The 26,594-nt window shown below is 35.8% G+C and carries 30 protein-coding genes, 1 CRISPR repeat array and 1 other annotated feature; of the genes, 4 read left to right on the top strand and 26 right to left on the bottom strand.

Annotation, left to right across the window (positions count from 1 at the left end; all coding sequences use genetic code 11):
• Positions 1 to 112: 112 nt before the first annotated feature.
• The 3 genes from bph to recX all read right to left on the bottom strand — a co-directional run bounded on the left by bph (position 113) and on the right by recX (position 3,485).
• Entirely contained in the window at positions 113 to 646 is a 534-nt protein-coding gene (gene bph / locus JZO69_RS09425; protein ID WP_207112623.1) for a biofilm phosphatase Bph, read from the bottom strand.
• Positions 647 to 915: 269 nt separating this feature from the next.
• Positions 916 to 1,354: a CRISPR direct-repeat array (repeat unit 33 nt; unit sequence ATTTCAATCCACTAGCTCTAAACAGAGCTAGAC).
• A gap of 165 nt (positions 1,355 to 1,519) precedes the next feature.
• Positions 1,520 to 2,695: an A/G-specific adenine glycosylase gene (gene mutY / locus JZO69_RS09420; RefSeq protein WP_207112622.1), complete on the bottom strand. Its 1,176-nt coding sequence runs from the start codon at positions 2,693 to 2,695 to the stop codon at positions 1,520 to 1,522.
• Positions 2,685 to 3,485: a recombination regulator RecX gene (recX, locus tag JZO69_RS09415; protein WP_086312086.1), complete on the bottom strand. Its 801-nt coding sequence runs from the start codon at positions 3,483 to 3,485 to the stop codon at positions 2,685 to 2,687. The genes mutY and recX overlap by 11 nt, the downstream gene beginning before the upstream one ends.
• A gap of 137 nt (positions 3,486 to 3,622) precedes the next feature.
• Here recX and rlmD point away from each other — a divergent pair, with 137 nt between their 5' ends.
• A complete protein-coding gene (gene rlmD, locus JZO69_RS09410) occupies positions 3,623 to 4,993 on the top strand; it encodes a 23S rRNA (uracil(1939)-C(5))-methyltransferase RlmD (protein WP_207112621.1) in 1,371 nt (456 codons plus the stop codon).
• Positions 4,994 to 5,054: 61 nt separating this feature from the next.
• On the opposite strand, the gene JZO69_RS09405 is transcribed toward rlmD, so the two are convergent.
• The 4 genes from JZO69_RS09405 to JZO69_RS09390 are packed head-to-tail and all read right to left on the bottom strand — an operon-like array spanning position 5,055 to position 8,442.
• Positions 5,055 to 6,479: a glycoside hydrolase family 1 protein gene (locus JZO69_RS09405; RefSeq protein ID WP_207112620.1), complete on the bottom strand. Its 1,425-nt coding sequence runs from the start codon at positions 6,477 to 6,479 to the stop codon at positions 5,055 to 5,057.
• 18 nt (positions 6,480 to 6,497) lie between these two features.
• Positions 6,498 to 6,842, bottom strand: a complete 345-nt coding sequence (locus tag JZO69_RS09400; protein WP_207112619.1) for a PTS lactose/cellobiose transporter subunit IIA — start codon at positions 6,840 to 6,842, stop codon at positions 6,498 to 6,500.
• A 4-nt stretch (positions 6,843 to 6,846) separates the two neighbouring features.
• Positions 6,847 to 8,100 carry a PTS sugar transporter subunit IIC gene (locus JZO69_RS09395; RefSeq protein ID WP_207112618.1) on the bottom strand — a complete coding sequence of 418 codons (1,254 nt, stop codon included), beginning with the start codon at positions 8,098 to 8,100 and terminating at the stop codon, positions 6,847 to 6,849.
• Between the two features lie 21 nt (positions 8,101 to 8,121).
• Entirely contained in the window at positions 8,122 to 8,442 is a 321-nt protein-coding gene (locus JZO69_RS09390) for a PTS sugar transporter subunit IIB (protein WP_207112617.1), read from the bottom strand.
• A 190-nt stretch (positions 8,443 to 8,632) separates the two neighbouring features.
• Here JZO69_RS09390 and JZO69_RS09385 point away from each other — a divergent pair, with 190 nt between their 5' ends.
• A complete protein-coding gene (locus tag JZO69_RS09385; protein WP_207112616.1) occupies positions 8,633 to 10,531 on the top strand; it encodes a PRD domain-containing protein in 1,899 nt (632 codons plus the stop codon).
• 70 nt (positions 10,532 to 10,601) lie between these two features.
• Here JZO69_RS09385 and JZO69_RS09380 read toward each other — a convergent pair whose 3' ends face one another.
• The 6 genes from JZO69_RS09380 to rplK form a co-directional block, all read right to left on the bottom strand.
• The gene (locus JZO69_RS09380) at positions 10,602 to 10,844 is read right to left on the bottom strand and encodes a GlsB/YeaQ/YmgE family stress response membrane protein (protein WP_010765775.1); all 243 of its coding nucleotides are present in this window, start codon (positions 10,842 to 10,844) and stop codon (positions 10,602 to 10,604) included.
• Between the two features lie 124 nt (positions 10,845 to 10,968).
• A complete protein-coding gene (locus JZO69_RS09375; protein ID WP_207112615.1) occupies positions 10,969 to 11,232 on the bottom strand; it encodes a hypothetical protein in 264 nt (87 codons plus the stop codon).
• A gap of 159 nt (positions 11,233 to 11,391) precedes the next feature.
• Positions 11,392 to 11,757 carry a 50S ribosomal protein L7/L12 gene (gene rplL, locus JZO69_RS09370; protein WP_025872833.1) on the bottom strand — a complete coding sequence of 122 codons (366 nt, stop codon included), beginning with the start codon at positions 11,755 to 11,757 and terminating at the stop codon, positions 11,392 to 11,394.
• A 62-nt stretch (positions 11,758 to 11,819) separates the two neighbouring features.
• Positions 11,820 to 12,320 carry a 50S ribosomal protein L10 gene (gene rplJ, locus JZO69_RS09365; protein WP_010760578.1) on the bottom strand — a complete coding sequence of 167 codons (501 nt, stop codon included), beginning with the start codon at positions 12,318 to 12,320 and terminating at the stop codon, positions 11,820 to 11,822.
• Between the two features lie 42 nt (positions 12,321 to 12,362).
• Positions 12,363 to 12,490 (bottom strand) — a sequence feature (ribosomal protein L10 leader region).
• A gap of 65 nt (positions 12,491 to 12,555) precedes the next feature.
• Complete coding sequence (rplA, locus tag JZO69_RS09360; protein ID WP_010760577.1) at positions 12,556 to 13,245, bottom strand: 50S ribosomal protein L1; 690 nt, start codon at positions 13,243 to 13,245, stop codon at positions 12,556 to 12,558.
• Between the two features lie 111 nt (positions 13,246 to 13,356).
• A complete protein-coding gene (rplK, locus tag JZO69_RS09355) occupies positions 13,357 to 13,779 on the bottom strand; it encodes a 50S ribosomal protein L11 (RefSeq protein WP_069645399.1) in 423 nt (140 codons plus the stop codon).
• Positions 13,780 to 14,078: 299 nt separating this feature from the next.
• On the opposite strand from rplK, the gene sdaAB reads away from it, so the two are divergent.
• Together sdaAB and sdaAA are read left to right on the top strand one after the other, a co-directional pair.
• Positions 14,079 to 14,747 (top strand): L-serine ammonia-lyase, iron-sulfur-dependent subunit beta, encoded by a 669-nt coding sequence (gene sdaAB / locus JZO69_RS09350; protein WP_207112614.1) that lies wholly within the window; start codon positions 14,079 to 14,081, stop codon positions 14,745 to 14,747.
• 25 nt (positions 14,748 to 14,772) lie between these two features.
• Positions 14,773 to 15,660 carry an L-serine ammonia-lyase, iron-sulfur-dependent, subunit alpha gene (gene sdaAA / locus JZO69_RS09345; protein WP_207112613.1) on the top strand — a complete coding sequence of 296 codons (888 nt, stop codon included), beginning with the start codon at positions 14,773 to 14,775 and terminating at the stop codon, positions 15,658 to 15,660.
• A gap of 49 nt (positions 15,661 to 15,709) precedes the next feature.
• On the opposite strand, the gene JZO69_RS09340 is transcribed toward sdaAA, so the two are convergent.
• The 13 genes from JZO69_RS09340 to JZO69_RS16865 form a co-directional block, all read right to left on the bottom strand.
• Positions 15,710 to 16,156 (bottom strand): carboxymuconolactone decarboxylase family protein, encoded by a 447-nt coding sequence (locus JZO69_RS09340; RefSeq protein ID WP_207112612.1) that lies wholly within the window; start codon positions 16,154 to 16,156, stop codon positions 15,710 to 15,712.
• Positions 16,157 to 16,234: 78 nt separating this feature from the next.
• Positions 16,235 to 17,095, bottom strand: coding sequence for a sigma-70 family RNA polymerase sigma factor (locus JZO69_RS09335; RefSeq protein WP_207112611.1), 861 nt, complete (start codon positions 17,093 to 17,095; stop codon positions 16,235 to 16,237).
• 157 nt (positions 17,096 to 17,252) lie between these two features.
• A complete protein-coding gene (rbsK, locus tag JZO69_RS09330; protein WP_207112610.1) occupies positions 17,253 to 18,152 on the bottom strand; it encodes a ribokinase in 900 nt (299 codons plus the stop codon).
• A 16-nt stretch (positions 18,153 to 18,168) separates the two neighbouring features.
• Positions 18,169 to 18,636, bottom strand: a complete 468-nt coding sequence (locus JZO69_RS09325; RefSeq protein ID WP_207112609.1) for a GNAT family N-acetyltransferase — start codon at positions 18,634 to 18,636, stop codon at positions 18,169 to 18,171.
• Between the two features lie 26 nt (positions 18,637 to 18,662).
• Positions 18,663 to 20,036: a C4-dicarboxylate transporter DcuC gene (dcuC, locus tag JZO69_RS09320; RefSeq protein ID WP_207112608.1), complete on the bottom strand. Its 1,374-nt coding sequence runs from the start codon at positions 20,034 to 20,036 to the stop codon at positions 18,663 to 18,665.
• A 16-nt stretch (positions 20,037 to 20,052) separates the two neighbouring features.
• The gene (gene rihC, locus JZO69_RS09315) at positions 20,053 to 20,973 is read right to left on the bottom strand and encodes a ribonucleoside hydrolase RihC (protein ID WP_207112607.1); all 921 of its coding nucleotides are present in this window, start codon (positions 20,971 to 20,973) and stop codon (positions 20,053 to 20,055) included.
• Positions 20,974 to 21,117: 144 nt separating this feature from the next.
• Positions 21,118 to 22,134 (bottom strand): LacI family DNA-binding transcriptional regulator, encoded by a 1,017-nt coding sequence (locus JZO69_RS09310; protein WP_207112606.1) that lies wholly within the window; start codon positions 22,132 to 22,134, stop codon positions 21,118 to 21,120.
• Positions 22,135 to 22,170: 36 nt separating this feature from the next.
• Entirely contained in the window at positions 22,171 to 23,037 is an 867-nt protein-coding gene (locus JZO69_RS09305) for an alpha/beta fold hydrolase (protein WP_207112605.1), read from the bottom strand.
• A gap of 91 nt (positions 23,038 to 23,128) precedes the next feature.
• On the bottom strand, positions 23,129 to 23,671 hold the full coding sequence (gene nusG / locus JZO69_RS09300; protein ID WP_086345316.1) for a transcription termination/antitermination protein NusG: 543 nt from the start codon (positions 23,669 to 23,671) through the stop codon (positions 23,129 to 23,131).
• 174 nt (positions 23,672 to 23,845) lie between these two features.
• Positions 23,846 to 24,016, bottom strand: a complete 171-nt coding sequence (secE, locus tag JZO69_RS09295) for a preprotein translocase subunit SecE (RefSeq protein ID WP_207112604.1) — start codon at positions 24,014 to 24,016, stop codon at positions 23,846 to 23,848.
• 17 nt (positions 24,017 to 24,033) lie between these two features.
• Positions 24,034 to 24,186 (bottom strand): 50S ribosomal protein L33, encoded by a 153-nt coding sequence (rpmG, locus tag JZO69_RS09290; protein WP_010760564.1) that lies wholly within the window; start codon positions 24,184 to 24,186, stop codon positions 24,034 to 24,036.
• Between the two features lie 512 nt (positions 24,187 to 24,698).
• A complete protein-coding gene (locus JZO69_RS09285) occupies positions 24,699 to 26,147 on the bottom strand; it encodes an ISLre2 family transposase (RefSeq protein WP_207112603.1) in 1,449 nt (482 codons plus the stop codon).
• Between the two features lie 44 nt (positions 26,148 to 26,191).
• Positions 26,192 to 26,488 carry a CPBP family intramembrane glutamic endopeptidase gene (locus tag JZO69_RS16865; RefSeq protein ID WP_430733257.1) on the bottom strand — a complete coding sequence of 99 codons (297 nt, stop codon included), beginning with the start codon at positions 26,486 to 26,488 and terminating at the stop codon, positions 26,192 to 26,194.
• Between the last annotated feature and the right edge of the window lie 106 nt (positions 26,489 to 26,594).

Below are 26,594 nucleotides of genomic sequence, written 5' to 3'. Positions count from 1 at the left end.
TATTTATGCAATAAAATTTTTATAAAATGTAAATAAAATAATAAATAAAAAAACAGTAAGGAAACTTACGTACGTTTTCCTACTGTTTTCTTCATTTAGCATCTTACAATGGCTATTTCTTTGATAGCTCTTGGTATCGCTTATACCAAATATCTACATAGGATTCAGAGAAAGGACCTTTTTCATTATTAATCCAATCGACCAACGTCTTAACATTTTCTTTTAGAATAAAATCAATATCTTCAGGATAATCCATGATTTTACTGTGGAATTCATATTCATCCACATCCAATAAACGTTTTTCACCATCAGGAAAAACTTTGATATCCAAGTCGTAATCAATGTATTTCAATGCTTCATCATCTAAAAGATACGGTGACGCTAGATTGCAGTAATAAGAAACCCCCTTTTCTCTAATCATCGCTATTATGTTGAACCAGTATTTTTTATGAAAATAAACAATAGCTGGTTCCCGAGTAACCCAACGTCTACCATCCGACTCTGTCACCAAAGTATGATCGTTGACACCGATCAAAGAATACTCGCTTGTTTTTAATACCATAGTATCTCGCCATGTTCGATGCAAATGCCCATCGTGTTTGTAACTTTGAATCGTTACAAATTCACCTTCTTTTGGAATTGCCATAGTCCCCCAACTTTCCCTAGTACGAAAAATCGCTTCTAAAAGCTGATTACTCTTCGTTTGGGTGTTCATTACACCGATATCACTACAATTATATCATAATTTTCAGCTTTGCATACTAAGTAGTTTGTTTTCTTATTACAATGAGAATATCTATTAAAATAAATGGTTTGATTTTCGTTTATTTGATGTTGAAATTGGAATAGATTTGTTTTGATTTAGTGGCTTTATACAGAGTTAGATCATTCAGTTGTCTGATATTATTTTCTTTTGATTTCATCTATTAGCTCTAAACAGAGCTAGACATAAATTCGAAAGGACTGAACCGAATGAATAAACCATTTCAATCCACTAGCTCTAAACAGAGCTAGACTGATTTCTTTGCTCGCATGGGTAAAGCGCAAGTGCAATTTCAATCCACTAGCTCTAAACAGAGCTAGACCATCATTTTTCTGTACGGACAATGAACTTAGCTATTTCAATCCACTAGCTCTAAACAGAGCTAGACCACCCCTCTTTTCTTTAGAATTTTATCCATATTATATTTCAATCCACTAGCTCTAAACAGAGCTAGACCGCTACAGGAGAATGACAAAGTTGTTGTGTCTGTTATTTCAATCCACTAGCTCTAAACAGAGCTAGACCCATCTGAAGGCTTCATAGCTGTTCCTACGTTACATTTCAATCCACTAGCTCTAAACAGAGCTAGACTGTGAAATTGATAAAAATACACGACATATTTTCACAATTCCAACACTAAATCTAGTATAACATTAAATTAAAATGAGAAAAAGTGCTATTTTCCCTCTAATTTCAGCAAAATTTTGGTGCGGATCTTCTAGGGATTTTATGTGCACTTAGGGTCCGCACCAAATATTATTCTTTTGTTTTAAATTCTTTATTGTACAGGTCTAACATTTTTTGCTGAGGTTTGGGAAAAACGTAACTTGAGAATGCTTCTTTTGTTGCCCACTCTTGATTTTCCTCCAAAGCTGTTAATCCTGTTTGTCGTCCGTAAAACACAAGAACATGCCATTTTAGATGGCTGAAAATATGGGTTACCTCTCCTAAGGTTCTTTTTTGCCAAACTACTTGAGAGTATTTTTCAAAAATTGCTGGATTTTCTTCAGCAACCAATAATGGTTCTTCAAAATCAAACGATAATTGTTGATCTTCTTTTACCCACATTTTTTGTAAAAACTCAAAACGTTCTTTACTGACTTCTTCTATCGGAAACAACCACATATTTGCTAACAAGCCTTTACTCTCACGTTGCTCTAATAGAAATTCTTGTTGCTTATTCTCAATAATTCCGCCAATGTAGTAAACATCTTTTGGTTTTAGTTTTTTAGATTTTACTGGAAAATTCGTCATCGTATTGTTTTTATAACTTAAGCAATAAGATTGAATTGGGCATTCCTCACACTTTGGCGATGTTGGTGTACAAATTGCTGATCCAAGATCCATCATCGCCTGGTTAAAATCACCTGGTCGTTCTTTATCAATAATTTTGTACATAGCTTCTTCAAAAACCTTACGGCTGCTGGCTTTAGCAATATCATCACTGATCTCAAACAAACGGCTGACCACTCGCATAACATTTCCATCGATGGCAGGTTCTGGAAGTTGAAAAGCAATACTGCCGATTGCTCCAGCTGTGTATGGCCCAATCCCTTTTAATTGACGAATCTCTTCAATTGTTTGGGGCATCTGACCATTAAATTCTGTGACGATCTGTTGAGCGGCAACTTTTAAATTTCTAGCTCTAGAATAATAGCCTAACCCTTCCCAAGCCTTTAAAAGTTTGTCATCTGGCGCTTCAGCTAAATCCTGAATTGTGGGAAACCATTCCATAAAACGATAATAATAATCGATCACCGTATCCACACGGGTTTGCTGCAACATGATTTCTGAAATCCAGATTCGATAAGGATCTAAATTCACACGCCAAGGTAAATTTCTTTTTTCTTTTTCATACCAAACGATAAACTCTTTCTGAAATGAATGAAGCTGCTCATCACTCCAAGTCTCCCAATATTTTTCATTCTTCATTTTCTAATTCCTTTTCATCAAAATATTGCTGAATTAAATCTGAATCAAATCGTTTTTGAAACAGTCCTTGTTTGACTTTCATCAAGCGTTTGTATGGATCTAATTTACGATGTTTTTCCCATAATTTATCGCCTTCTTTTCGGATAACATCTAATTCTTGATCTTCGTCTTTTTCAAATGACAATTCTTCAAGGGCTAAATCAATCACTTCTCGATTAAACCCTTTTTGCATCAAATGCATTTGAACTTTTTGTAAGGCATCTTTGAAACTCTTTGTCCGGTAACGTCTCATCGCTTTTTCGGCTGTGGCTTTTGCTACTTCTACTTGTTCATCCATAGTATAAAAAGTTAACCCATGTTGAATGTCTTCGTCATTCAAGCCTTTTCGTTTTAGTTGTTGTTCAATCATTTTGGGTCCTTTATCACTTGTTCGCATCAAAGTACGGACATAACTTTCACTAAATATTTTATCGTCTAAAAGGTTCATTTCTTCTAAGCGGATCACGATACTTTTTCGATCTTCCGGTAAAATTTCCTTTTCCTTCAAATAATCTAAAATTTCTTTTTTTGAACGTAACTGATAGCTTAAATAATTTAAGGACATTTGCAATCCCACGTCATAAGAACCAGCTTTTTTTATTTTTTCGACCATTTCATCTGATAATTCTTGTCCTTTTAACAAACGTTGTCGGACTAAAGTATCCTCAGACACACGTAATTTTTCTCCTGAAGACAGCCAGATAAGATAAAACTGACCTTTGTCTTTTGTAATTTTTGTAATTGTTTCCATCTTTCTCCGCCTTTCTAGTGAGAACATATATTCTACTATAACATATATTTGGCAGAAGCTAAACTAGGTAAATTGTGCTAAAATAAGAACTATTGATATATTTGATTAATAGATCTACGGATCAAAAGGATGGAATTATGACCACACAACTATTAAAAGAAGGACAAACGATTCCTTTAAAAATAAAACGTTTAGGTATCAACGGAGAAGGCATCGGCTATTACAAAAAGACGATCGTTTTCGTACCAGGTGCTTTACCAAAAGAAGATATCTCTGTAGAAATCACAAAAGTTGCTCCTCGTTTTGTTGAAGGACAATTGAAAAAAATCGTAAAAGCAACACCTGAACGTGTCGTGCCGCCTTGTCCAGTATACGAAGCCTGCGGTGGCTGTCAGCTACAGCATTTAGCTTACCCGGCACAACTACTCTTTAAAAAAGATCTATTAAAGCAGTCGCTAAATAAGTTCAGACCAAGAAACTATGAAAACTATCAACTACCCAAAACAATTGGAATGAAAAATCCTTGGAATTATCGGAATAAAGCGCAATTTCAATTACGTAAAATCGAGGGAGAAGTTGAGGCTGGTCTTTATCAAGCAGATTCTCATCGTTTAGTTCCTATTGATGATTGCCTCGTTCAACAACCAGCGACAACTAAAGTGATGAATGCTTTAGTTGAGCTATTGAACAAATACCAATTACCAATTTATAATGAACGAAAAAACAGCGGTATCTTCCGAACGTTAATGGTACGTGTCGGTGTTAAAACAAATGAAGTCCAAGTTGTTTTCATTACACAATCCGTAAAATTTCCACAGAAAAAAGCCTTGATCGAAGAAATCACACAACATCTTCCAGAGGTCGTTTCGATTATGCAAAACGTTCAAAATAAACGAACATCAATCGTTATGGGTGATGAGACGATCCACGTTTGGGGCAAAGAAAGTATTGAAGAACAAATCAACGAAGTGACATTTGATTTGTCTCCTAGAGCCTTTTTCCAGCTAAATCCAGAACAAACGGAAGTTTTATATAGTGAGGCTTTGAAAGCTTTAGAATTACAGCCAAATGAAACAGTCGTTGATGCTTATTGTGGCGTTGGAACGATTGGTTTAAGCATTGCTAAACAAGCCAAAGAAGTTCGGGGAATGGATATTATTCCTGCTGCGATTGAAGATGCTAAGTTGAATGCTGAACGCTTAGGTGTGACTAATACCCATTATGAAGTGGGAACAGCTGAAGAATTGCTGCCAAAATGGCTTCAGAACGGTTTTAAACCCGATTCAATCATCGTTGACCCGCCTAGAACTGGATTGGATCAAAAACTGTTGAAGGCTATTTTAAAGCAACCTCCAAAGAAAATGGTTTATATATCTTGTAATGTGTCCACACTTGCAAAAGATTTAGTTGATCTAGCTAAAGTTTTTGATGTTAAGTACTTACAATCAGTTGATATGTTTCCTCAAACTGCACGATGTGAAGTGGTCGTGAAATTGACTAAGAGATAATTTGCTTAAAAAGATCCAACAATCAGAATAAATCTGGTTGTTGGATCTTTTTTGAGCACTGTTAAAGTGTTTCTCCATTACTAGCTATAATCATTTTCATCCAATCATAACTATCTTTCAAATACCGTTTTTGACTCCCTTTCCCATAATCATCTTGATCAACATAAATAAATCCGTATCTTTTACTCATTTCAGAAGAAGAACAGCTGATGATATCAATCGGTCCCCAAGCACAATATCCTCTAAGATCAACACCATCTTTGATTGCTTCTTTCATTTGTTCGATATGACCTTTGTAGTAATCGATTCGGTAATCATCGTGAATCCTTCTGTCTTCCTCTAACTTATCATAACAGCCTATGCCATTTTCTGTGATATAGATCGGACATTGATAGCGGTCATAAAAAGAATTCAGCAATGTTCTTAGTCCAAGTGGATCAATCGTCCAGCCCCAAGGATTTGCTGGCAAAGCTTTGTTTCGATAAGGTTCATCATGTTTTGCATCACAAATTTGCGTATAGTAATAAGAAAATGATAGGTAATCTGCCGTATTTTTCAGCGCAACTTCATCCCCTTCTGCAAATTCTAGCTTAATGTCATGTTCTTTAAAATAGCGAAACGCGTAGCCTGGATAATAACCTCTCAATAATACGTCAGCAAAAAAATACTGCATTTGATTGATTTTCAGCGTTGCCAAAACATCTTCTGGATCACAGGTTGCCGCATATTCTGGACCGCCACAAAGCATCATCCCTACTTCATAATTTCCGTCAACTTGATGAGCATATTCAGTCGCTAAGGCCGATGCTACCATCATATGATGCACCCCTTGATATTTTGCCTCCTGTAAATTTTCTACTTTATCCTCGGCTATCCCTAAATGATTAAATGATTCATGACCGATCAAATTGATCTGATTGATTACGATCCAATATTTTACTTTACCTTGGTAACGGTCAAAAATAACTTTACAGTAACGAACAAAGAAATCCACCACTTCTCTTGAATACCAGCCTTTATAATTCAATGTAAGATTCAGCGGCATCTCATAGTGAGAAAGTGTAATCATTGGTTCCATACCGTTTGCGATAATTTCATCGATCAGTTTATCATAAAAAAGCAATCCTGCTTCGTTTGGTTCAAGGTCATCACCATTTGGGAAAATTCGTGACCAATCGATCGAGGTTCTAAATAGTTTTAAGCCCATATCTCCTAATAATTTTAAATCCGTTGGATAGGTTTCCTTGAAATTGATCCCCCATCTCTTCGGAAAAATACCTATTTTACTATTCAAAGCTTCTTCAATGTAACTGGTAGAAATTTCTGCGTTCGATCTTTTTTCTAATGGCAGATCCGCTCTAAATTCATTGATATCAGCAACACTTGTCCCTTTTCCTTCAAACTCATACGCGCCTTCACATTGATTAGCAGCAACAGCTCCGCCCCATAAAAAATTTTTTGGAAACCCAGTTGGTACTTGATACATACTTTTGACCCCTTTTCTTTAATTTTTTTCAAGTGATATTAAACGATCATTGAGTTGCTTAGCTATTTTGATTAAGTGATTAGCCATATTGATTTCACTGTAGATCGTCATCAATGTATCTTGCGCATGCGTGAATAACAAAGAGTGCTCATGTTGGTTTGTCTCTTCGCCCATTTCACTTTGGATAGCTTGCGTTTGAATTTTATGTGCTTCAGTAATATTCGTTTTGGCAACCTTCATTTCTTCTGTAGCTGTTTCAAAATCGTTCTTTTCAGTTGCAACAAGGGCATTTTTACAATTAACTCTGGCATCTCCAGCAAATAAAATAATCTTCATAGCTTGCTGTGATAATATATCGTCCATATAATTAAGCCTCCTTTATCGTTTGATTTTCAGCTTTTGTTTCTTGATCATCATATGCTTTAAAAAATGGATACCAAATAGCTGTCGATATCGCAAAAATAACTAGCATCAAGATAATCCCAGTAATCGTCCCAGTCGTAAACCAAGTTGCAAACGGAAACGGACAATACCACAATTCAAACTGAACTTTAGGAATTGGTGCAAATGGAATTACCTTTGTAAAAATATAAATCACGATCGGTAAAATAATTCCTTGCAGCCACATTGGAATCATCAACAACGGATTCCACGCCACAGCACCGAAAATCACCGGCTCATTGATATTAAAAATCGATGGTACGATACACGCCTTGCCTAGTGCACTGATTTTCTTAGATCGCGCTCGCATCATCATTAAAACCAATGGCATCGTACAACCAATTCCACCAATCCATAGATAAGCTGAATATAAGGTACTGCTGGTAACTAAATTTAACGTCTCAACAGATGCTGTACCATTTTGAACTAGTGCAATATTTTCAGCAATTGCTTTTAGCAAAACTGGCTGAACCACAGGTGTTAAAACCCAAGTAGAAATCCCCATTGAATAAAGAAAACAAATTAAAAACATCATCCCTACAAAACCTCCAGGAGATTCCATAAAGCTCGATAATGGCATAAAAATACTTAAAACAATGTTGTATAAATCCACTTTCATGATCAAAACAACGACCCAGCCAAAAATGATAATAATTCCTATCGGCAACATAGAATCAAACCAAGCTCTGACAAAATCAGGAATCACTGATTCTTCTTTAAAGAATGTAAATTTTCCTAAGGTAACCAAGACAAATCCAGCAATCAATCCGGCAACGATTGCAACAAACATCCCGCCAGCTCCCAATGCGTCATGACCAAAACCGACCACACCATCTTTCTCAATTTGAGGCGAAATAATCATTAAAAACAAAACTAACCCGCTCATTCCAGCGACGATTCGTTGTTTACGCAATCGTTTTTTCTCCATTAAGTTAAACGGAATCAAGAAAGCAACGAACAGCGAAATTTTTCCCATCGTCCAGCCGAATGGTACCCAAAAACTTGGCAAAGCCGGAAAATACTCATTTAAAATAGCCAACATTGAAAAAATAGAACCTAAGAAAATGAACGGTAACGTCTGCATGATTGAATCTTTAATACTGACGATCCACGGATTATTATTCACTTTATTCATTTTAGGTGAGAAACTATTTTCCAACCAAAAGATCAACTTATTCATATTTACGTCTCCTTTTTCACATTATTCGTCTTCTTTTAACGAACTTAACAAATGTTCAACAGCGGCATCCCCATCTAACGTCGCATAATACTCTTTTTTCATCAGAATAACTTTTACTGGGAATCCGTGGATAATTTCATCGATTTCATCAATGATATATTCAAGATGTGGTCCCACCATCAACGCGTCAATTTCCTCAATATAGTTTTCGATTTCCGATTCACTTCTCGCAACAATACTCATGTCTAAATTTTTTACCTTGGCCGCTTTACGCATATTAGCAGCCATAAATCCACTGCTAGCACCTGATCCGCAGACTAATAATACATTTAATTCACTCATGTTTTTCCCTCCTAAATTTAACAGCTGAACAAGCTTGTTTATTACACTCCTATCATCTAGGTTTTACACACCACTATCAAATATGATTCTTTCCTCCACTTGCTGCTTTAGCGGAAGCAACTGTACTTGATTTACTATTTAAAAGAAAGAATAATGAGAGATATAAAAAAAGTGGAGAGGAGTGGATATTGTGTCCTTAAATAAGAAAGAAGCGGCACTCGTAAAACTACTGATCCAGCATCATAATTGGCTATCTTCAGCTTTTCTAGCAGAAGCTTTATCCACGTCAACAAGAACGATACGTAACTATGTAGCCCGGATCAATCAAAATGCTAACGTTGAAATGATCCAATCCTCCAAACAAGGATATAAAATCGATAGTAGTATTCAGATTGATGAATTTATCTCTTATAATAAACGAGAGTTGAATATACCTGTCGAACGCATGAATTATTTAATGAATCTATTGATAAAACACAAAAATGTTGATTACTTTGAAGTTGCAGAAACGTTATTTGTCAGTATTCCAACTATAGAAAAAGATACCATTCGGCTACGCAAAAAAATGAATAACTATCATTTAAAAATCATTAAACAAAGGCATTTTCTGAGTCTAGAAGGTGACGAATCTAACTTTAGAAAGCTTACTAGTGATATGTTACAGGATGAGGCTTTGCAAAATTTTCAATCTGTGGATTACATTCAAACAGTATTCCCAGATATTCCGATTGAAACGATTCAAAAAATTGTGATTGACCGTTTGAGCAACCAACATCTCTATATAAATGGTTACGCTATTAACAGTCTATTGCTTCATATCGCTATCGCCATTAATCGGCTTCAACATCATCAACGATCTGAAGTGGATTTTGTTCCTGAACTATTTACTAATGATCAACTTGAATATCAAATTGCCACACAGATTGGAAAAGATATCGATCAAGCCTTTGCTGTAGAGATGGATCTTTATGAAATCAACAATTTGACCCTCTTATTAATGACTAAAATCTCACCGTCAAATGACGCTTTCTTAAGGGATTATATGGGTACTTCTATCTATACTTTTATTTCAACGATGATGGAAACGGTTTCTGAAAAGTACTTTATTACCCGTATTTCAGACGAGCTAGTGTTAAATTTAGCTTTGCATGTGTCGAATTTGATCTCACGAGCAAAGAATGGCAAGCAAGTTCATAATCCCTTATCTGAAGAAATCAAGCAATCCTATGCTTTTATTTATGAAGTTGCTGTCTTCATTGCCAAACAGATTCAAAAACAAATCAATATTCCAATTTCAGATGATGAAATTACATTTATCGCTCTTCACATTGGCTCTTATTTTGAGGAAAAATTTGAGACAGAGAATAAATTAAGTTGTGTGATCTATACGCCAGAATACTATGATATGCACAAACGTTTAGTTTATAAAATCGGGGATACATTCAAATCTAGTTTAAATATTGTAGGAACTTTTTATCGATTAGACAGTAAGAATCTGACTGTAATACAACAAGCTGATTTAGTTTTATCGACTATAGAAATGAAGGAGCTGGAACATATCGTTTTAATTTCTCCTTTTTTATCAGGAAAAGATATTAAAAAAATCCAACAATCCATCCAGCTAGTAAAACAGGAGAAATTGTTGGAAACTTTAAAAGAAAGTGTCCAAACATACTTAACACCAGAGCAGTTTGAACGAAATATTTATTTAAAAACTCCAGATCTATATATTGAACATTTAGGCGCTCAATTGATTGAAAAAAAGTACATTGATTCTCATTTTATTGACTTAATAAAAGAACGAGAGAAAATGTCTGCAACCTCATTCAATAACTCCGTCGCTTTACCACATGCGATTGAAATGAGTGCTGAAAAAACAGGAATCTCGATTATTTTGAATGATCGGCCAGTAAAATGGGGAAATCACTTTGTTCAAGTGATTATTATGATTGTTATGAACCAAGATGATATGAAAAAATTCCGGCAATTATTTGATTTTATGATCGATACTTTTTCAAATCAAGAGAAGTTAGACAAGCTTTTGAAAGCTACAGATTATCAAGATTTTATTGATGAATTATTTAAATAGAGGCACCAAACTCAATAATAAAAAACCGCTAAGAGAATTTAAGCTCTAAGCGGTTTTTCTATGGATCAATTTAGTTTTTACCTACAAAAAATGACACAACTGCTACTAAAATCACAGCTCCTATGATTGAAGGAAATAGTGCCATACCGGCAACTTGAGGTCCCCAACTTCCTAGAAGTGATTGACCAATCGATGAACCTACAAGACCTGCAATAATATTGAAGATCCAGCCCATTGATTTTCCTTTACTTGTGATCGCTCCAGCAATTGCTCCGATAACGCCACCTACAATTAAAACCCATAACCAATGCATATATATGACCTCCCTTACAAATAGAATAAATGTAATAATAATTACTTAATTATGCTAACAGATTATCTATTTTCTTGCGAAAGAAATGCTCTGAAACTATATTTATATTATTTTTTTATCATTTTTATTTCATCACTTCTGTCACTAAAATCGTTACGTGATTTTTAGTACCACAATTCTTACAATCATAGTGCAAATTTATTTCATCATCTACTATAATATCATCACAAACTAGTTCAATTTCATTATCTGAAAGATTCAATTCTCCTAAAGGGATGTTTACTCTTTGATGATCTGATTTATCCGTTCTTGTATTTAATAAAAACTTGCCAGTCATTTCTTTTTCGCAATTTTTACAAGTTACTTCAACACTGATTTCTCTTTCCATCGTAAGCTCTCCTTCTTATCTTTATCAATAAGTGTATGTATATAAGTTTAAACGCTTTTATCAAAATATTCGATTGATATGCTTTGGAAAGCTAGTTTGATAAACAAAAAAAGCTAGAACCCAAATGGATTCTAGCTTTAAAATTCAATCTTAAAAAGATTATTTTACTGTTACTGAAGCGCCAACTTCTTCTAAAGCAGCTTTTAAAGCTTCTGCTTCATCTTTAGAAACGCCTTCTTTAACTGGTGCAGGTGCGCCATCAACTACTGCTTTAGCTTCTTTCAAGCCAAGACCAGTTGCTTCACGAACTGCTTTGATAACTTTAACTTTTTGGTCTCCAGCTGCAGTTAATTCTACAGTGAATTCAGTTTGTTCTTCGCCAGCTGCTGCTGGTCCTGCTGCTGCTGCTACAGGAGCTGCTGCAGATACGTCAAATTTTTCTTCAATAGCTTTTACTAAGTCGTTTAATTCTAAAATAGTTGCGCCTTCTAATTCTGCAACAATGTTTTCAATGTTCAATGCCATTATGGTTTCCTCCGTTTTAATAATTCATTATTTTTTTAATTTAGGTTATTACTAGGCTGCAATTATGCAACTTCTTCTTCTTTTTCTGCAACTGCTTTGACAGCGTAAGCCACTTGTCTGACTGGCGCTTGTAATACAGATAATAGCATAGAAAGTAGTCCATCGCGACTTGGAAGTTTTGCTAAAGATGTCATTTCTTCTACTGAAGATACTTTACCTTCAATAACGCCACCTTTGATTTCCAATGCTTTTGCAGTGCTTGCAAATTCGTCGATGATTTTAGCAGGTGCTACTACATCGTCGTTACTGAAAGCGACTGCTGTAGGTCCTGTAAATACTTCGTCCAAGCCTTCTAGTCCAGCTTTTTTAGCTGCACGTGAAAGGATAGAGTTTTTGATAACTTTCATTTCAACATTTGCATCACGCAATTGTTTACGTAAGTTAGTCACTTCTTCTACAGTTAAACCACGGTAGTCAACGATGACTACAGAAGCTGCTGCTTGAAACTTAGCTGTTGCTTCTTCGACTAGGGTTTCTTTTTTAGCGATTGCTGCTTCACTCATTTATTTTCACCTCCTGATTATTGATGGAGAAGCTTATTTGTAATTAAAACAAAATAAACTCCATGCCACCGTTGACATAGAGGGACGTAATTGTATGTATCAACAATTGTCCTCGGTAGGAAATTAAGACTTGCGTCACCTACTGTCTTCGGTACAGTTAATTATTAACCTCAACTACCTTACCATGAGACAGGTAGTTGAGTCAATAATTTTTTTACTTATTCAGCTTTTCTAATTAGAAAGAAGCTTGGTCAACATGGATTCCAGGTCCAAATGTAGTTGTTACTGAAATGTTTTTGATATATTGACCTTTTGCTGCTGATGGTTTAGCTTTCAACAATACATCGTTGATTGTATTGAAGTTTTCTAGTAATTTTTCATTATCAAATGAAACTTTACCGATTGGTACATGGATGTTTCCAGCTTTGTCAACACGGTAAGTTACTTTACCAGCTTTTACTTCGTTAACAGCTTTTGTTACGTCCATTGTTACAGTACCAGTTTTAGGGTTAGGCATAAGGCCTTTAGGACCTAAGACACGACCTAATTTACCAACTTCAGCCATCATGTCTGGAGTTGCTACAACTACGTCAAATCCAAACCATCCACCTTGGATTTTTTGAACCATGTCAGCGTCGCCTACGTAATCAGCACCAGCTGCTTCAGCTTCTTTTGCTTTTTCGCCTTTAGCAAAAACTAAAACGCTTTGTGTTTTACCAGTTCCGTTAGGTAATACTACTGCACCACGGATTTGTTGGTCTGCTTTTTTAGGGTCTACATTTAAACGGTAAGCAACTTCAACAGTTGCGTCGAATTTTGCAATATTTGTATCTTTAGCCAAAGCGATTGCTTCTGCTACAGGGTAAACTTTTGTTGCTTCAACTTTTTTTAATGCATCTTGCATTTTTTTGCTTTTTTTAGCCATTTTGTTTCCTCCTTGATTGTGGTTATAACGGTCGAACCTCCCACGTAATTCATATCTTTGAATATGAAATAAACTGAGAAGCTACTTCTTTAGGGTACTTAGAATAAAAAATTATCCTACAGTGATTCCCATGCTTCTTGCAGTTCCTTCAACCATGCGCATAGCCGCTTCAACGTCTGCTGCGTTTAGGTCTGCCATTTTAAGTTCAGCGATTTCTTTGACTTGATCTTTAGAAACATTCGCTACTTTATTTTTGTTTGGCTCACCAGAACCTTTTTCGATTTTTGCAGCTTTTTTAAGTAATACTGCAGCTGGTGGTGTTTTAGTAATAAATGTAAATGAACGGTCTTCATATACAGAGATTACTACTGGAATAATCAAACCAGCTTGATCAGCTGTACGAGCGTTGAATTCTTTAGTGAATCCCATAATGTTGATACCCGCTTGACCTAGTGCTGGACCTACTGGCGGAGCTGGTGTTGCTTTACCTGCAGGAATTTGCAATTTAACTAATTTTTCTACTTTTTTTGCCACGAGACATACCTCCTTGAGTCCGTGATGTGGTTAATTGGAGATGAAGATTTCTCCTCCCACGTCATTCTTTGACGAATCAAAGAAAACCTGTATGCAAAAATGCACACTTAAATAGTATACTCTGCTTTCATTTAAATTTCAATACTTTTCTGCTTTTTTCCTCTCTATCTTCAAATTTAGAAATGAGAAAAAGATAAGTTTTTCTCGCATTTTTATTGCCATTCTAGTTTCTTCAGCTTAATTGTGATAGACTTTCGTTAGAAAAATCCTGATATTAAATATGAAATAGGTGAAAAAACATGGAAAATTTACGCTACAAAAGTGTTTTTGATATTATCGGTCCTGTAATGATTGGACCAAGTAGTTCTCATACTGCTGGAGCTGCTCGAATCGGAAAAATAGTCCGTAGTATTTTTGGTGAACAACCAGATACAGTTGATATTTACTTATATGAATCTTTTGCCAAAACTTACCGTGGTCATGGTACAGATATTGCCCTTGTCGGTGGTTTGTTAGGTATGGAGCCTGATGATGAACGCTTAGCAGATTCATTGAAAATTGCTCACGAAAAAGATATGGAAGTCTTATTTGTTCCGTTAAAAGAAAAAGCAGAGCATCCAAATTCAGTCAAATTGCTTGTCTCTAAAGGTGATCGAAAGCTTTCTGTAACGGGTATTTCAATCGGCGGCGGTAATATTCAAATTTCCGAGCTGAATGGTTTTAAAATTTCTCTAACGATGGGAACACCAACATTTATTATTGTGCATCAAGATACTCCAGGAATGATTGCACAAGTTACAAATTTACTTTCTGAAACAAGTATCAATATCGGAACGATGACTGTGACTCGTGAATCAAAAGGAGAAAAAGCAATCATGATCATTGAGATCGATCATGCGGATATTGGGGATATTACAATGAAATTGGTGCAGATCCCTCATATTTTTAGTGTAAATTATTTCGATTAATTTAAATTAAAGGAGCAAAATTGTTATGTTTCTATCCATAGAAGAATTAGTAAAACAAGCAGCCGATTTTCCATCTGTAGCTGAGTTGATGATCGCTACAGAAATAGAAAATCACGGACATAGTCGTGAACGGATCATCGAAACGATGGAACGAAATCTTGCTGTTATGAAACAATCGATCGAAGAAGGCGTGGATGGTGTAACTTCTGTAACTGGTATTACCGGTGGTGACGCTACTCGTTTAAATGATTATATCCAAGCTGGAAATTTTCTAAGCGGAGAAACCATTTTAACAGCCGTCAGAAATGCAGTTGCAGTTAATGAAGTCAATGCAAATATGGGTTTGATTTGTGCAACGCCTACAGCAGGAAGTGCCGGAGTTGTTCCTGGTGTTTTAATGGCCGCTATTGAACGTTTGCAGTTAACGCATGAACAACAAATAGACTTTTTATTTACCGCTGGTGCTTTTGGTCTTGTGATTGCCAATAATTCATCCATCAGCGGAGCAGAAGGCGGTTGTCAGGCAGAAATTGGTTCAGCAAGTGCCATGGCGAGTGCAGCTCTAGTTTGTGCAGCTGGCGGTAATGCGAATCAAGCAGCTCAAGCAATTGCGATTACTTTAAAAAATATGATGGGCTTGATTTGTGATCCTGTCGCAGGTCTCGTAGAAGTTCCTTGCGTGAAACGTAACGCTCTAGGTTCTTCCCAAGCCTTTATTTCAGCTGATATGGCCTTAGCGGGTATTCGCAGCGTGATTCCGCCAGATGAAGTTGTTGCCGCAATGTATCAAGTTGGTCGTCAAATGCCGCAGATTTTTAAAGAAACAGCTGAAGGTGGTTTGGCTGTTACACCCACTGCCCAACGATTGGCAAAAGAAATTTTAGATAATCAAACAGAAAATCCAGATAAATAATAGAAAAAGGAGCAGCCAAAATCAACTCATTTTGACTGCTCCTTTTCTATTAATCCATTTTCGGTTGTAATAATGTAGTAACGCCAATACGATTATACATATTAATCGTTCCTACAAGTACAAGCAACTCTCCAATTTCTTTTTCACTGTAGTACTTTTGCAATTCTTGATATGTTTCATCACTCACTCCACCTTGACTGATCAGTGTGACTTCCTTCGTGAATGCAAGTACTGCACGCTCTTCTGCTGTATAAAATGAAGCCTCTTCCCACGCTGTTAATCCGATGATTCTTTGTAATTTTTCCCCTTTAGCTAAGGCATCTTTTGAATGCATATCAATGCAAAAAACACAGCCATTTAATTGAGAAGCGTAGATTTTGATCAACTCTTGTATGTTTTCATTGATACTAACGGGTTTTCCAATTTGATCCAGTTCAGCAATCTTTTGATAGGCTTCTTTGTTTTCCTTTGGTAATAAAAATCTTGTTTTACTCATAATAACATCCTCCTAAATTTGTTAACTTTTATTATTACACTAATTAAGACCATTTAATCTAGTAAAACGTGACAGGTTTTAGGAAATATTTTTTAATTTATCTGGATTATTAATAATATAAATATGCTGAACCTTGGTCTTTTCTGGATTTAGACCTAAAAACAAAATGCTTTTTAATTGATTTTTCTCTTTGATAAACAAACAAGGCTGATGATAAACTTCCGCAATATACCGTTCATCACCAAAAAAATCATGTGGCATAACCCCTTTTAAAAAGGCAAAAATACGTGTTGATTTGATTAACGTCCTCAATGGCGCACGACGTTTTTGACCACCATCGATCGACATTTTCGCATCTTCAGTTAAATATGTTAACAAAGGTGTTAAGTCTCCTTTTTCTATGGTTAGATTAAAAAGATCGATAAATTTTTGATTTTCAGGATTATTGGATCTATCTACTGAAACATTATTATCCTTAATGGCTTTTTTGGCTCGGCTCAACAATTTCCGACTATTTTCAGGTTTAATATCCAATAGCTCGCTAATTTCCCCATGTGAGTAATCAAAAACTTCTTTCATTAAGAAAACGACACGTTCTTGTGGGGTCAATTGTTCCAGGACCACTAATAACGCATAGGTAATTTTTTCTTTTCCAATCAAAGGATCTTCATACTGTTCCATTTCTGGTTCTGGAATCCACGGCCCATAATAGTCGACACGCTTAACTTGAGCAGAGTTTAGATAGTTGATTGAACGGTTGACAACAAGCTTTGATAAGAATGCTTTAGGATTTTCAATTGAATCCATTGTTTGTTCCAACCATTTTAGCTGAACTTCTTGTAAAATATCTTCCGCTTCTTCTCTGGAATGACAAATTCTATAAGCAATTGAATATAGTAGAGATTTAAAATCATTAAAAATTAAAATAGCTTCATCCATGATAATACTCCCTCATTTCCATTGATACACTAACTAAGAGTTCATTATAGTTGTTACTACCTTTTGTTACAATGCATGTTGATGCTTTATTTTGTTCAAAAAAACACTGTTTTCTTCAATTAATTAAAAGAAAACAGTGTTCACTCTATCTATCAATTTAAAATGCGTTAATTTCAGCTAATGTTGGCATTCCAGTTTGTGCGCCTAATTTTGTAACTGAAAGTGTCGCCCCTTTGCCAGAAAGCTTAACTGCCTCGGAAACAGTCATTCCTTTGGCTAAACAAGCTGCTAAAATCCCATTAAAAGTATCTCCAGCTCCAGTTGTATCAACCACAGGAACCTTTTCAGCGGCAATTGTAACGACTTCGTTCTTGGTCGTATAAGAAATTCCTTGTCCTCCACGCGTTACGATCAATTGTGTTTTATTTTGCAGTGACCAGTTTAACATTTCCTCCTCAAATTGAGCTGGATCAGTGATTGAATAGCCTAATAGCCCTTCAAATTCTGTTTCATTTGGAGTAATGATATCCACAAATGGTAACATGTCAATCACTGCTTCGTTATATGGAGCTGGATTTAAAATCGTTATTGCCCCTTTATCTTTGGCTGAAGCTAAGCCTTTTTTCACTGTTTCTACAGGAATTTCTAGCTGTGTCAAAAGTACATCCTGAGCGTTTACCTTTTCGTTTAGCTCGTCAACGATGTCACTCAACAGCATGTTTGCTCCTGGTAAAACCACGATTGCGTTATCTTCTTTTAGTTTAAAAATAGAGGCAACGCCTGTAAAAATATTTTTTTCAGAGGTAACAGCCGTCACGTCGACTTTTTCTCTTTCTAGATGCTTGTATACTTTTGAGCCAAATGTATCATCTCCGATTTTCCCAATCAAAGACACATTTGCGCCAACTCGAGCTGCGGCCACCGCTTGATTAGCGCCTTTGCCGCCGACATAGTAGTCGATACTTTCTCCTAAAAGCGTTTCTCCAACCTTGGGTAAACGGTCTGTTTCCATGACCATATCCATATTGATACTTCCTAAAACTATTACTTTTTTCATCGCGGACTCTCCTTACTTATATTTTCTTCAAATACTTATAGAAAGAACCCAGATGCTCTCTTTCAATTTCAGTGTATTCTGAAATCTTTTCAAAACCGTGCTTTTTAAAAAAGTGCTGCATTTTGAGATTGGAATGATTTGTACTTGAATAAATATGTTTTCCATTTTTTTCTTTTACTCTATTTATTATATCATTCAGTAAAACAGAAGCATAACCATTTGACAGATAGTTAGGGTCTGTTGCAATTCGCCTTAATGTAAACTCATCATGTCCTGAAATATCCAAAGTTGCGACTGCCACGATTTTATCTTGATCCGCTAATTTGTATAACTGATGATCGCTAATATCATTTTGAACGATCAGTTCATTAGGATACGTCGTTGTCCATTGATGTATATCCGCATGAATCATTTGGCTTTTGGCGGCTTCAAATAAATGATTGATTTCTCTAAAATCTTTAGGATTAGCCAATGTTATCTTCATCTATACTCATCTCCGAAAATACTACATTAATATGGCAGTAATAAAATCGATAAGACAACCACACAGATAATACCTATAATAGTTGGCACACTGGTCCGTTTTAAAATACGAACTGGACTAACACCAACAGTTGAAGCAACAATCATTACAACTGCAGCAACAGGTGAAATCGTTCTTGCTAAATTAGCAATCATTTGCATTGGTAAAGCAATCAAGATACCGTCGATACCAGCTTTGGCAGCAATATCAGGAATCAATTCGATCACCGCATAAAACATTGCTAACCCACCGCCGCTTAAAATACCAAATAAGGTAGTTGCACCGCTAAAGATCAAGGTTGTAACTAATCCAGCTGACGCTGATGATTCAACTGACGCCATTAAATTATCAATAATTCCAAGAGACTGAACTGCAGTTGTAAATAAAGACCCACCAACAACGAGCATCACAACTTGGCTAAAACCTTGTCCCATCCCTTTAAACATTTCAGCAGCTGAATCTTGGATTTTTTTATACGATTTGTGTCGAATTGCTTCAAATGCAACCGCAACGAAAAATGAAATAAAGGTTAAGACAAAAATATCCATTTGAATTCCTTTAACAAACATTCCGGTAATTCCAACGATCAAAATCAAAATCAGCGGTAACAATGGTAACAACGCATAAATTTTAGGTGCATCTGTTTCTTCCTGTTCCACTAATCCATCATCTTCAATTGTGACAAATGCCGTATCCCCTTCTTTTTTGTCACAATACTTTTGCCAAAAATAATGAGCAATTGCCATGATTAATAAAGTTGGAATTGAGATTTTAGCATTCCAAGCAACATAATTTAAAAGATCATAACCTAATGTTTCAGCTGCAATCACATTATCTGCTCCAAGTGGTGTCGGCATGATCGTTGCTGTCATAGCAATCACGCCTGCTGCAGTCAATGAAGAAATCCCCATACTAGACAACATTGGATATAAAATCGCCATCAAAATAATTGCTAAACTAGAAGCACTCGGAACAACTAGTGACATTAAATTTCCAACTAAGAAAACAAGTGGAACAAACAATGCTTTTGATTTGATTTTTTGTAATGGTTTGACCAGACTATTCACCGCTACCTGATTGGCACCGATTACATTCATATACCCAGAATAACCAAATAAAATCATGATCACGATTCCTGCTGAACTAACTTGAGCGATGATCGTATCTTTAAATTTCAAAAAGACATCGAAAAATGCTAAGCCAGTTCCTTCACCTGCTGGATAAAGTGGATGTCCTAATAAAACAGCAAAAAGTAGTAAAATCAACGCTCCGCTGATCAAACTTAGAGCAGGATGGTAATTTTTAATAATCAAATAAGCAACAAGAGCTAAAACAACTAACACTAACAATGACTCAATCATAGTATGAACTCCTTTTTTAGTTTATTTTTTCTAAATTTGACACAACCCATTTTTGAAACGCAGGAATATCGATATCCAAACAAACGGCAGCATTCGTTGTATCATGATATTTCATTTTCAAATCAGCGACAGTTGCTCCTGCAGCGGGTCCATCTAAAGCAATTTCAACAAAGGTTTCTTGAACGGTGAATAACGTAGGATCGGTCAAATAGGCAATGGCACAAACATCATGCATTTTTAACCCAGTTTGCAAGCTGCCACCGCGATAATGTTGAAATAGTGAGTAGAACATATTACCGACTTTACCAAATTCTTTGATTTTTTCTGTTTCATTTTTTGTTAGAACAGCTGTGCTAGTAACATCTAATCCAACCATCACGATCGGAATTCCTGATTGAAAAACGATTTGTGCCGCATGAGGATCGACATAAGTATTAAACTCAGCACTTGTATTCGTATTTCCTCTTGATAAAGAACCGCCCATCATAACGATTTCTTTGATATTTTGCTTTGTTTCTGGATACATGCTCAAAAGCAAAGCAATGTTTGTTAAAGCTGCAATAGGAACTAAAGTAATCGGCTCTTCACTTGAAAGAATGCACTCTTTCATCGCTTCAACTGCATGAACATCAAGCGCTTTTGCTGTAGCTGGTGGAAAATCGTACCCATCCATGCCGCTTTCTCCGTGAATTTCAGCTGAATCTTCAAGTTGAATCAATAATGGTTTATCACAGCCTTTTGCAACAGGGACTTGTTTACCGAAAAATGACACTAGTTTCAATGTGTTTTCAGTTGTTTTGTGTACGTTTACATTTCCAGCTACAGTTGTTAATAATTGAACATCCAACGCTGGGTGATTAAGGGCGATCGATAAGGCTACTGCATCGTCAATTCCTGGATCCGTGTCAATAATAATCGGTCTCTTTTCTTTTAGCATAAAACCTTCCTCCTTCTTAGGTTAAGCGCATTACCAAAATGATAGAAAAAAATACCTTTTCAATAATTAAAAAAGTATCTTTTAGATTAATCGCTTAACCTATCTGGTTATTATGATAGCGTTTTATTTTCAGTTAGTCAATGACTATTTTATTTTTTTTACGCTTTCACCTTTAAATAGGCTTGGCTTCAAAATAATCGACTCCGTTTTTTTCTTTTGATTTGTGAGTATGTTTTTCAAAAGAGTAACTGCTTGTTCTGTTAAAGAAGAACTATTTTGTTCCACCGTTGCCAATGAAATCCCTAGAATATCTGCTATCTCTAAACGGTCGTAGCCAATTACGGAAAGATTTTCTGGAATCGCCTTTTCATTGATCAATGCTTGTTTTAAGATACCAAAAGCAACCATATCATTGGAGCTGATCACAGCTGTTACATCAGTTAATGCAAAAAGTTCTTTTGCTTTTTTCATGCCGTCGTTAAAACGGTAACCAGTTTCAATAATATAGTCTTCTCTTACTTTTATGCCATAACTTTGAAGTGCTTGTTGATATCCCTGAATTCGATCAAGCGTACTTGGAACTTTAACATCTCCGGTCATAAAGGCGATATTTCGATGACCGTTTTCAAGAAGATACTCTGCCGAAAGCTTGCCACCCTCTTGGCTATCAAAATACACTTGGTTCACTCCAGTAAACGAAACCTGTCTATCAACTAAAACAAATGGTGCATCGATTTCCCTCAAAAACTGTTCTTGTTCTTCTTTGAATGAAAAAGACTCATTCGATAAGGCAATGATCAATCCATCGACACCGCGATTTAACAGCATTTGGATCAAATTTTTTTCTACAGTAAAATCATCATTGGAATTGACGATAATAGTCAAATAGCCCATCGCTCTAAACTGTTCTTCTAATTGCTTACAAAGCTTTGAAAAGAATGGATTTTCAATATCAGGAATAACAACGCCGATTGTTTGAGAAGCATTTTTAGCAAGGCTTTGCGCCGCAATATTGGGAACGTAGTTTAGCTCTTTTGCGATTTTTTTTATTTCTTGCTTCTTTTTTTCAGAGATTCTAGAAGGTTTATCATTTAAAACTAAAGAAACTGCAGCTTCAGATACATTTGCCATTTTTGCAATATCTTTCATCCTAATTTTCATAGCGTTCTCCTTTATTGTTATACTTGTTTTCGTTCTTTATTTCCATAAAAAATCTGCAACAAGTTGATCTACTTCTTTATTTTCGTGTAGCTGGCTATGCTGTGCTGATTTTCCGAAAAAGATTTTTTCTTGCACCTCATTACCGTGTGTTTTAAACAATGAAACAGCACTTAATGCATCCGCGACAGGAACAGCCTCATCACTTAAACTGCCATCTTCCACATCCCCGGCGATGATCATCACTTTTATGTCTTTAGACACTTTTTCGATCCCGTTAACATAGTCAACATAACGTTCACTTTGAACTGCAGGGCCATTATTGATGACATCATCGATCGTTTCCCCGTTTGATAACTCTACAAAATTATTGAATGGTGCTGCTATACCGACAAACTTGTTGATTTTTGGAAGGCTTGTATCATCACCAAATGTAGTCAAATAACGTAAAGAACTTGCGCCACCCATTGAGTGTCCGACCAAATTGACTTCTGTTACACCATAATTCTCTTGAATATAAGTTAAACAATTCTTGATCCACTCTGCCTGATTCCATTCATTATTCTTATTGTCTTCAAAAAGAACTTGGACACTGGGATTGCTTTTAATACCAGTCAATTTGCCTTTTGCTTGAACTTTCCCATCAACACTGACGGTCAAAACTAGTTCTTTTTTTGTATGATCATTACCTTCCATCCGTTTGATCATGCGCCCAAAAGAATTATTGCCGCCACTGTAACCGTGGATAAAAAGTGTGGGAATAGATGATTTTTGAATCGTTTCGGTAGCCGTAGAATTTTTAGCCGCTTGCTGATGTTCATTATCAGATATTTTTTTATTAGTACAACCAGCGAAAAATAACAAGACACAAATCATTGCTAGCAAATAATACTTCTTTTTTTTCATTTTACCACCTTTTCATTCATCACTATAGTAAGAAGAGAGCAGGACAAAACTATAGTTAGTTTTGCTCCACTCTCTCATCTTTCAACTTCTATTAAATTGAATCTACTTGTTCATAATCTAATTCTGTACTTGTTTCACGACCGAACATGTCGATATTAACTTTTAATTTTTGACGTTCTTCATCGACTTCTGTTACTTCACCTTCAAGACCAGAAAACGCGCCTTCAATGATGCGAACAGTATCGCCTAGGGCAACATCTAGATCAGATTGACGTGTGCTCATACCGATTGAACGCAAGATGTGGTTGATTTCTTCTTGCAATAACGGTGCTGGCTTACTTCCGGCACCGTGTGAGCCGACAAAACCAGTAACGCCTGGAGTATTACGTACTACATACCAAGAATCATCTGTCATAGTCATTTCCACTAAAACGTAACCAGGGAAAGTTTTATGCACGATTTCTTTTGATTTACCGTTTTTTACTTCTGTTTCTGTTTCTTCTGGAACAACTACACGGAAAATGAAATCTCCCATGCCCATGCTTTGTGCACGTGATTCAATGTTTGCTTTTACTTTGTTTTCGTAACCTGAGTATGTATGTAATACATACCAATTCTTTTCAAATGATTCCATTTCTGATTCCGCTCCTTTGGAGTTAATAGTTGATAGTTCATAAATTAAAAGCCACAAGCACTTTCTTGCAACTCATCTTCTTTTTTTCATGTGAAAATAAAAAAACCTCAGTTCCCCGAAGTTTTTTCCTCACTTATTATTATAGCACTGTTTACAATGAAATACTAGTTTGAATTATTTAAGAATCCAACCAAAAGTAGTTTGAATCACTGTGTCCATTACAAAGAATAATACTGCAAATATAATTGATGTTTCAATAACAACCAATGTATCTTTGCGCAATTGTTTTTTTGATGGCCAAGTAACTTGCTTCATTTCGTCTACGACACTACGTAAAAATTTCATTTGAACGCCTCCATTATCTATTTCGTCTCTTTATGTAACGTGTATTTTTGACAGTATTTACAGAATTTTTTGATTTCTAACCGTTCTCCACGCTTTCCTTCACTGACGGCTTTAGAATAGTTTCTGGAGCCACAATCTGAACAAGCAAGTGCTGATTTTTTTGTTGCCATTGTTCAACCTCCTCTATTCACAAATTTACTCAATAACATTATCATTCTTTTAGCAAAATGTCAATGGATACTCAATAAACGTATGTGTCGAGTTGTTGACGGTAAACACTATTTCATTAAATTTAGATTAAAAACAGAATGAAATAAAAAGTCATTTCAAGCCGTTATTTTTTAAAAAATCACCTAGAAAACTTGTGGTGTACTACTTATAGTATACTACATTTCTCCTGATTTTTCATGCCTTTTTTACTAAATAGAACAAAGAAAAAAGGAACATGCACAAAGCTATAGCCTTGTCATGTTCCATAAAAAGAAAATGCTTTCTCTCTTGATTCTCTCATAATCCTATGATATCATAGGGCTAATTAAGAATACGGGAACACAAAGGTAGTGCTTTGTGATACCTGCCTCCACCAAGCCTGAAGAACTTGGTGGAGGCTTCTTTTTTCCTGAACTGTCTTGTTGTGGATAAGTCTAGCAAAAAAGAAGGGGTTTGTAAATGAATTTTTTACTTATTGTGGATAACCATAACTAAATAAACGTGCTAATTCTTGCCGTTCACGCTCTGAATCCCTGTCTAATGCAACTTTATGAGTTTTTCCTGCATACTTCGTTTTAATCGCTTTTTTCTCCGCTTCATCACTCACAAGTAAGTAATCTGTGGATTGCTCTTCCTTCTTCTTAATAATTCGCTGCCATACATGTTCATAGGCTTGTTCCAATATTCCTTGTTTATCGCCAATGATAATTTTTGCTAAATGTTCCGCACCAGCTCCCCAGTACATACCACGTTTCTTTTCCCTGTATGTTATTTTCTTATGGTTGCTTTCTATCGCACCTAAAGCGAGATCTGACTTCTTAAACGAAACACCCAACTCCTTCAATCTCCAGTTTAACGGCTGTAGATATTTCCAATTTCTTCTAAGATATCTTCTTAGCTTTTCTGTATTTTCCAAGTGCTGATCATTCACTGCGATTGATTCCATTGTATCTAATATTACGTTTCTACCTTTAGTAGAATGTTGATATACAGCACTTCTCATTTTAGGCATTAATTCATCACAAAAACTCATACGATCCATTATTTTCTTATTCCAATGATATTCGTCTAAAACATGAAAATGCTGCTTTGCTCCTACTGCAAATTCTTTAAAGAAATTTTCTTTAACACCGGGTCCATTATCTGAGTTACTGATAACGATTGTATTTTTTAAGCGATATGTCTTGTAAATATATGCCTGGGCTAATCTCTTTACTTCTCCTTTATTTTCACCAATAAATTCTCTTGGCTCAACTAAGCCAGCACCTCTTTCGGGCGATTTTTTTCCCTCATGGACTAATACATGTAGCATCTCTTTCCCTCCCTCGGAAAAACGAGACTTAACCATAATTCCATCAGCTTCAATGACTAACTTCTCTACTTCTTTTGTTCCTTCAGACAAATAAGCATTTTCTAATTCGTACATTTCAAAGCGTTTAATCGATTCTCCAACTTTGTGAACGGATACTTTAACCGTATCTTTACTAATGTTTAACGGCGCCAATAAACCCGTAATTTCTGCAACAGCTCTATAGGTACTAAATTTTGCCATTCGTGCTAATGTTACCGTAATACCGTTTGAATACCTTGAATATCGATCAACGCCTAAAATACAATCTACTGGATAGATTGTTTCCTTACCTTTGATCCAGCGCTTTCTTGAAAATGTAATTGTACCGAATAAAAACGTTACTGTACGCTCTACTTCTTTTACTTCAGTATATCCTTCTGATCTCATAACTGCAGATTGTTTCCGATCGTATGCAGAAATCCACATACGAAGCAGCGTTGCAAACAAATGATACATCAGCTCAAGTAATTGCCGCTCTTTCTGAAACATATTCTTGTCTTTAGTGTGCAAGATCTTATCAATCTTTTCTATCACATATGCTTCAATCATTATCCCTGCTTGCTGCTCCATACCCCAAAATTCCCCTTTTATTGTAATTCAGCATTCACTCATAATTAAGTGAACATAATGCCTAATGTGTTCCATAACATATGAGCTATGATAGGCATTTCAATCCGATTAGTTTTTTTATATAGCCAACCAAAAGACAACCCCATGCCTATATAAATAACTGCGCTCCCTATTGTTGTGGGCGTATGGCTTAGCCCAAAGATTATTGCTGATACCAGTAGTCCTAAAGTTTGATATTTTCTAGGAAATAAAGATTGGATCCCAGCTCTGAAAATATACTCTTCACTGATTGGCGTTGTAAAACCAGCTACTAGCCAAAATAACCCTTTTGGAACTTGCATGAATAGCGTATCTAACGCTTTTTGATTAGTCGTTATAGTAATTCCTTCAAAATTCATTAATAGACTGCCTATAAGTGTTGAGATCCAACAAAGGAAGCAAGCTAGA

It is taken from the genome of Candidatus Enterococcus ikei (assembly GCF_017316105.1).
Classification (GTDB): domain Bacteria; phylum Bacillota; class Bacilli; order Lactobacillales; family Enterococcaceae; genus Enterococcus_L; species Enterococcus_L ikei.
Note: the sequence above shows the minus strand (reverse complement) of the source record. Positions and strands in the feature narration are given on the sequence as shown.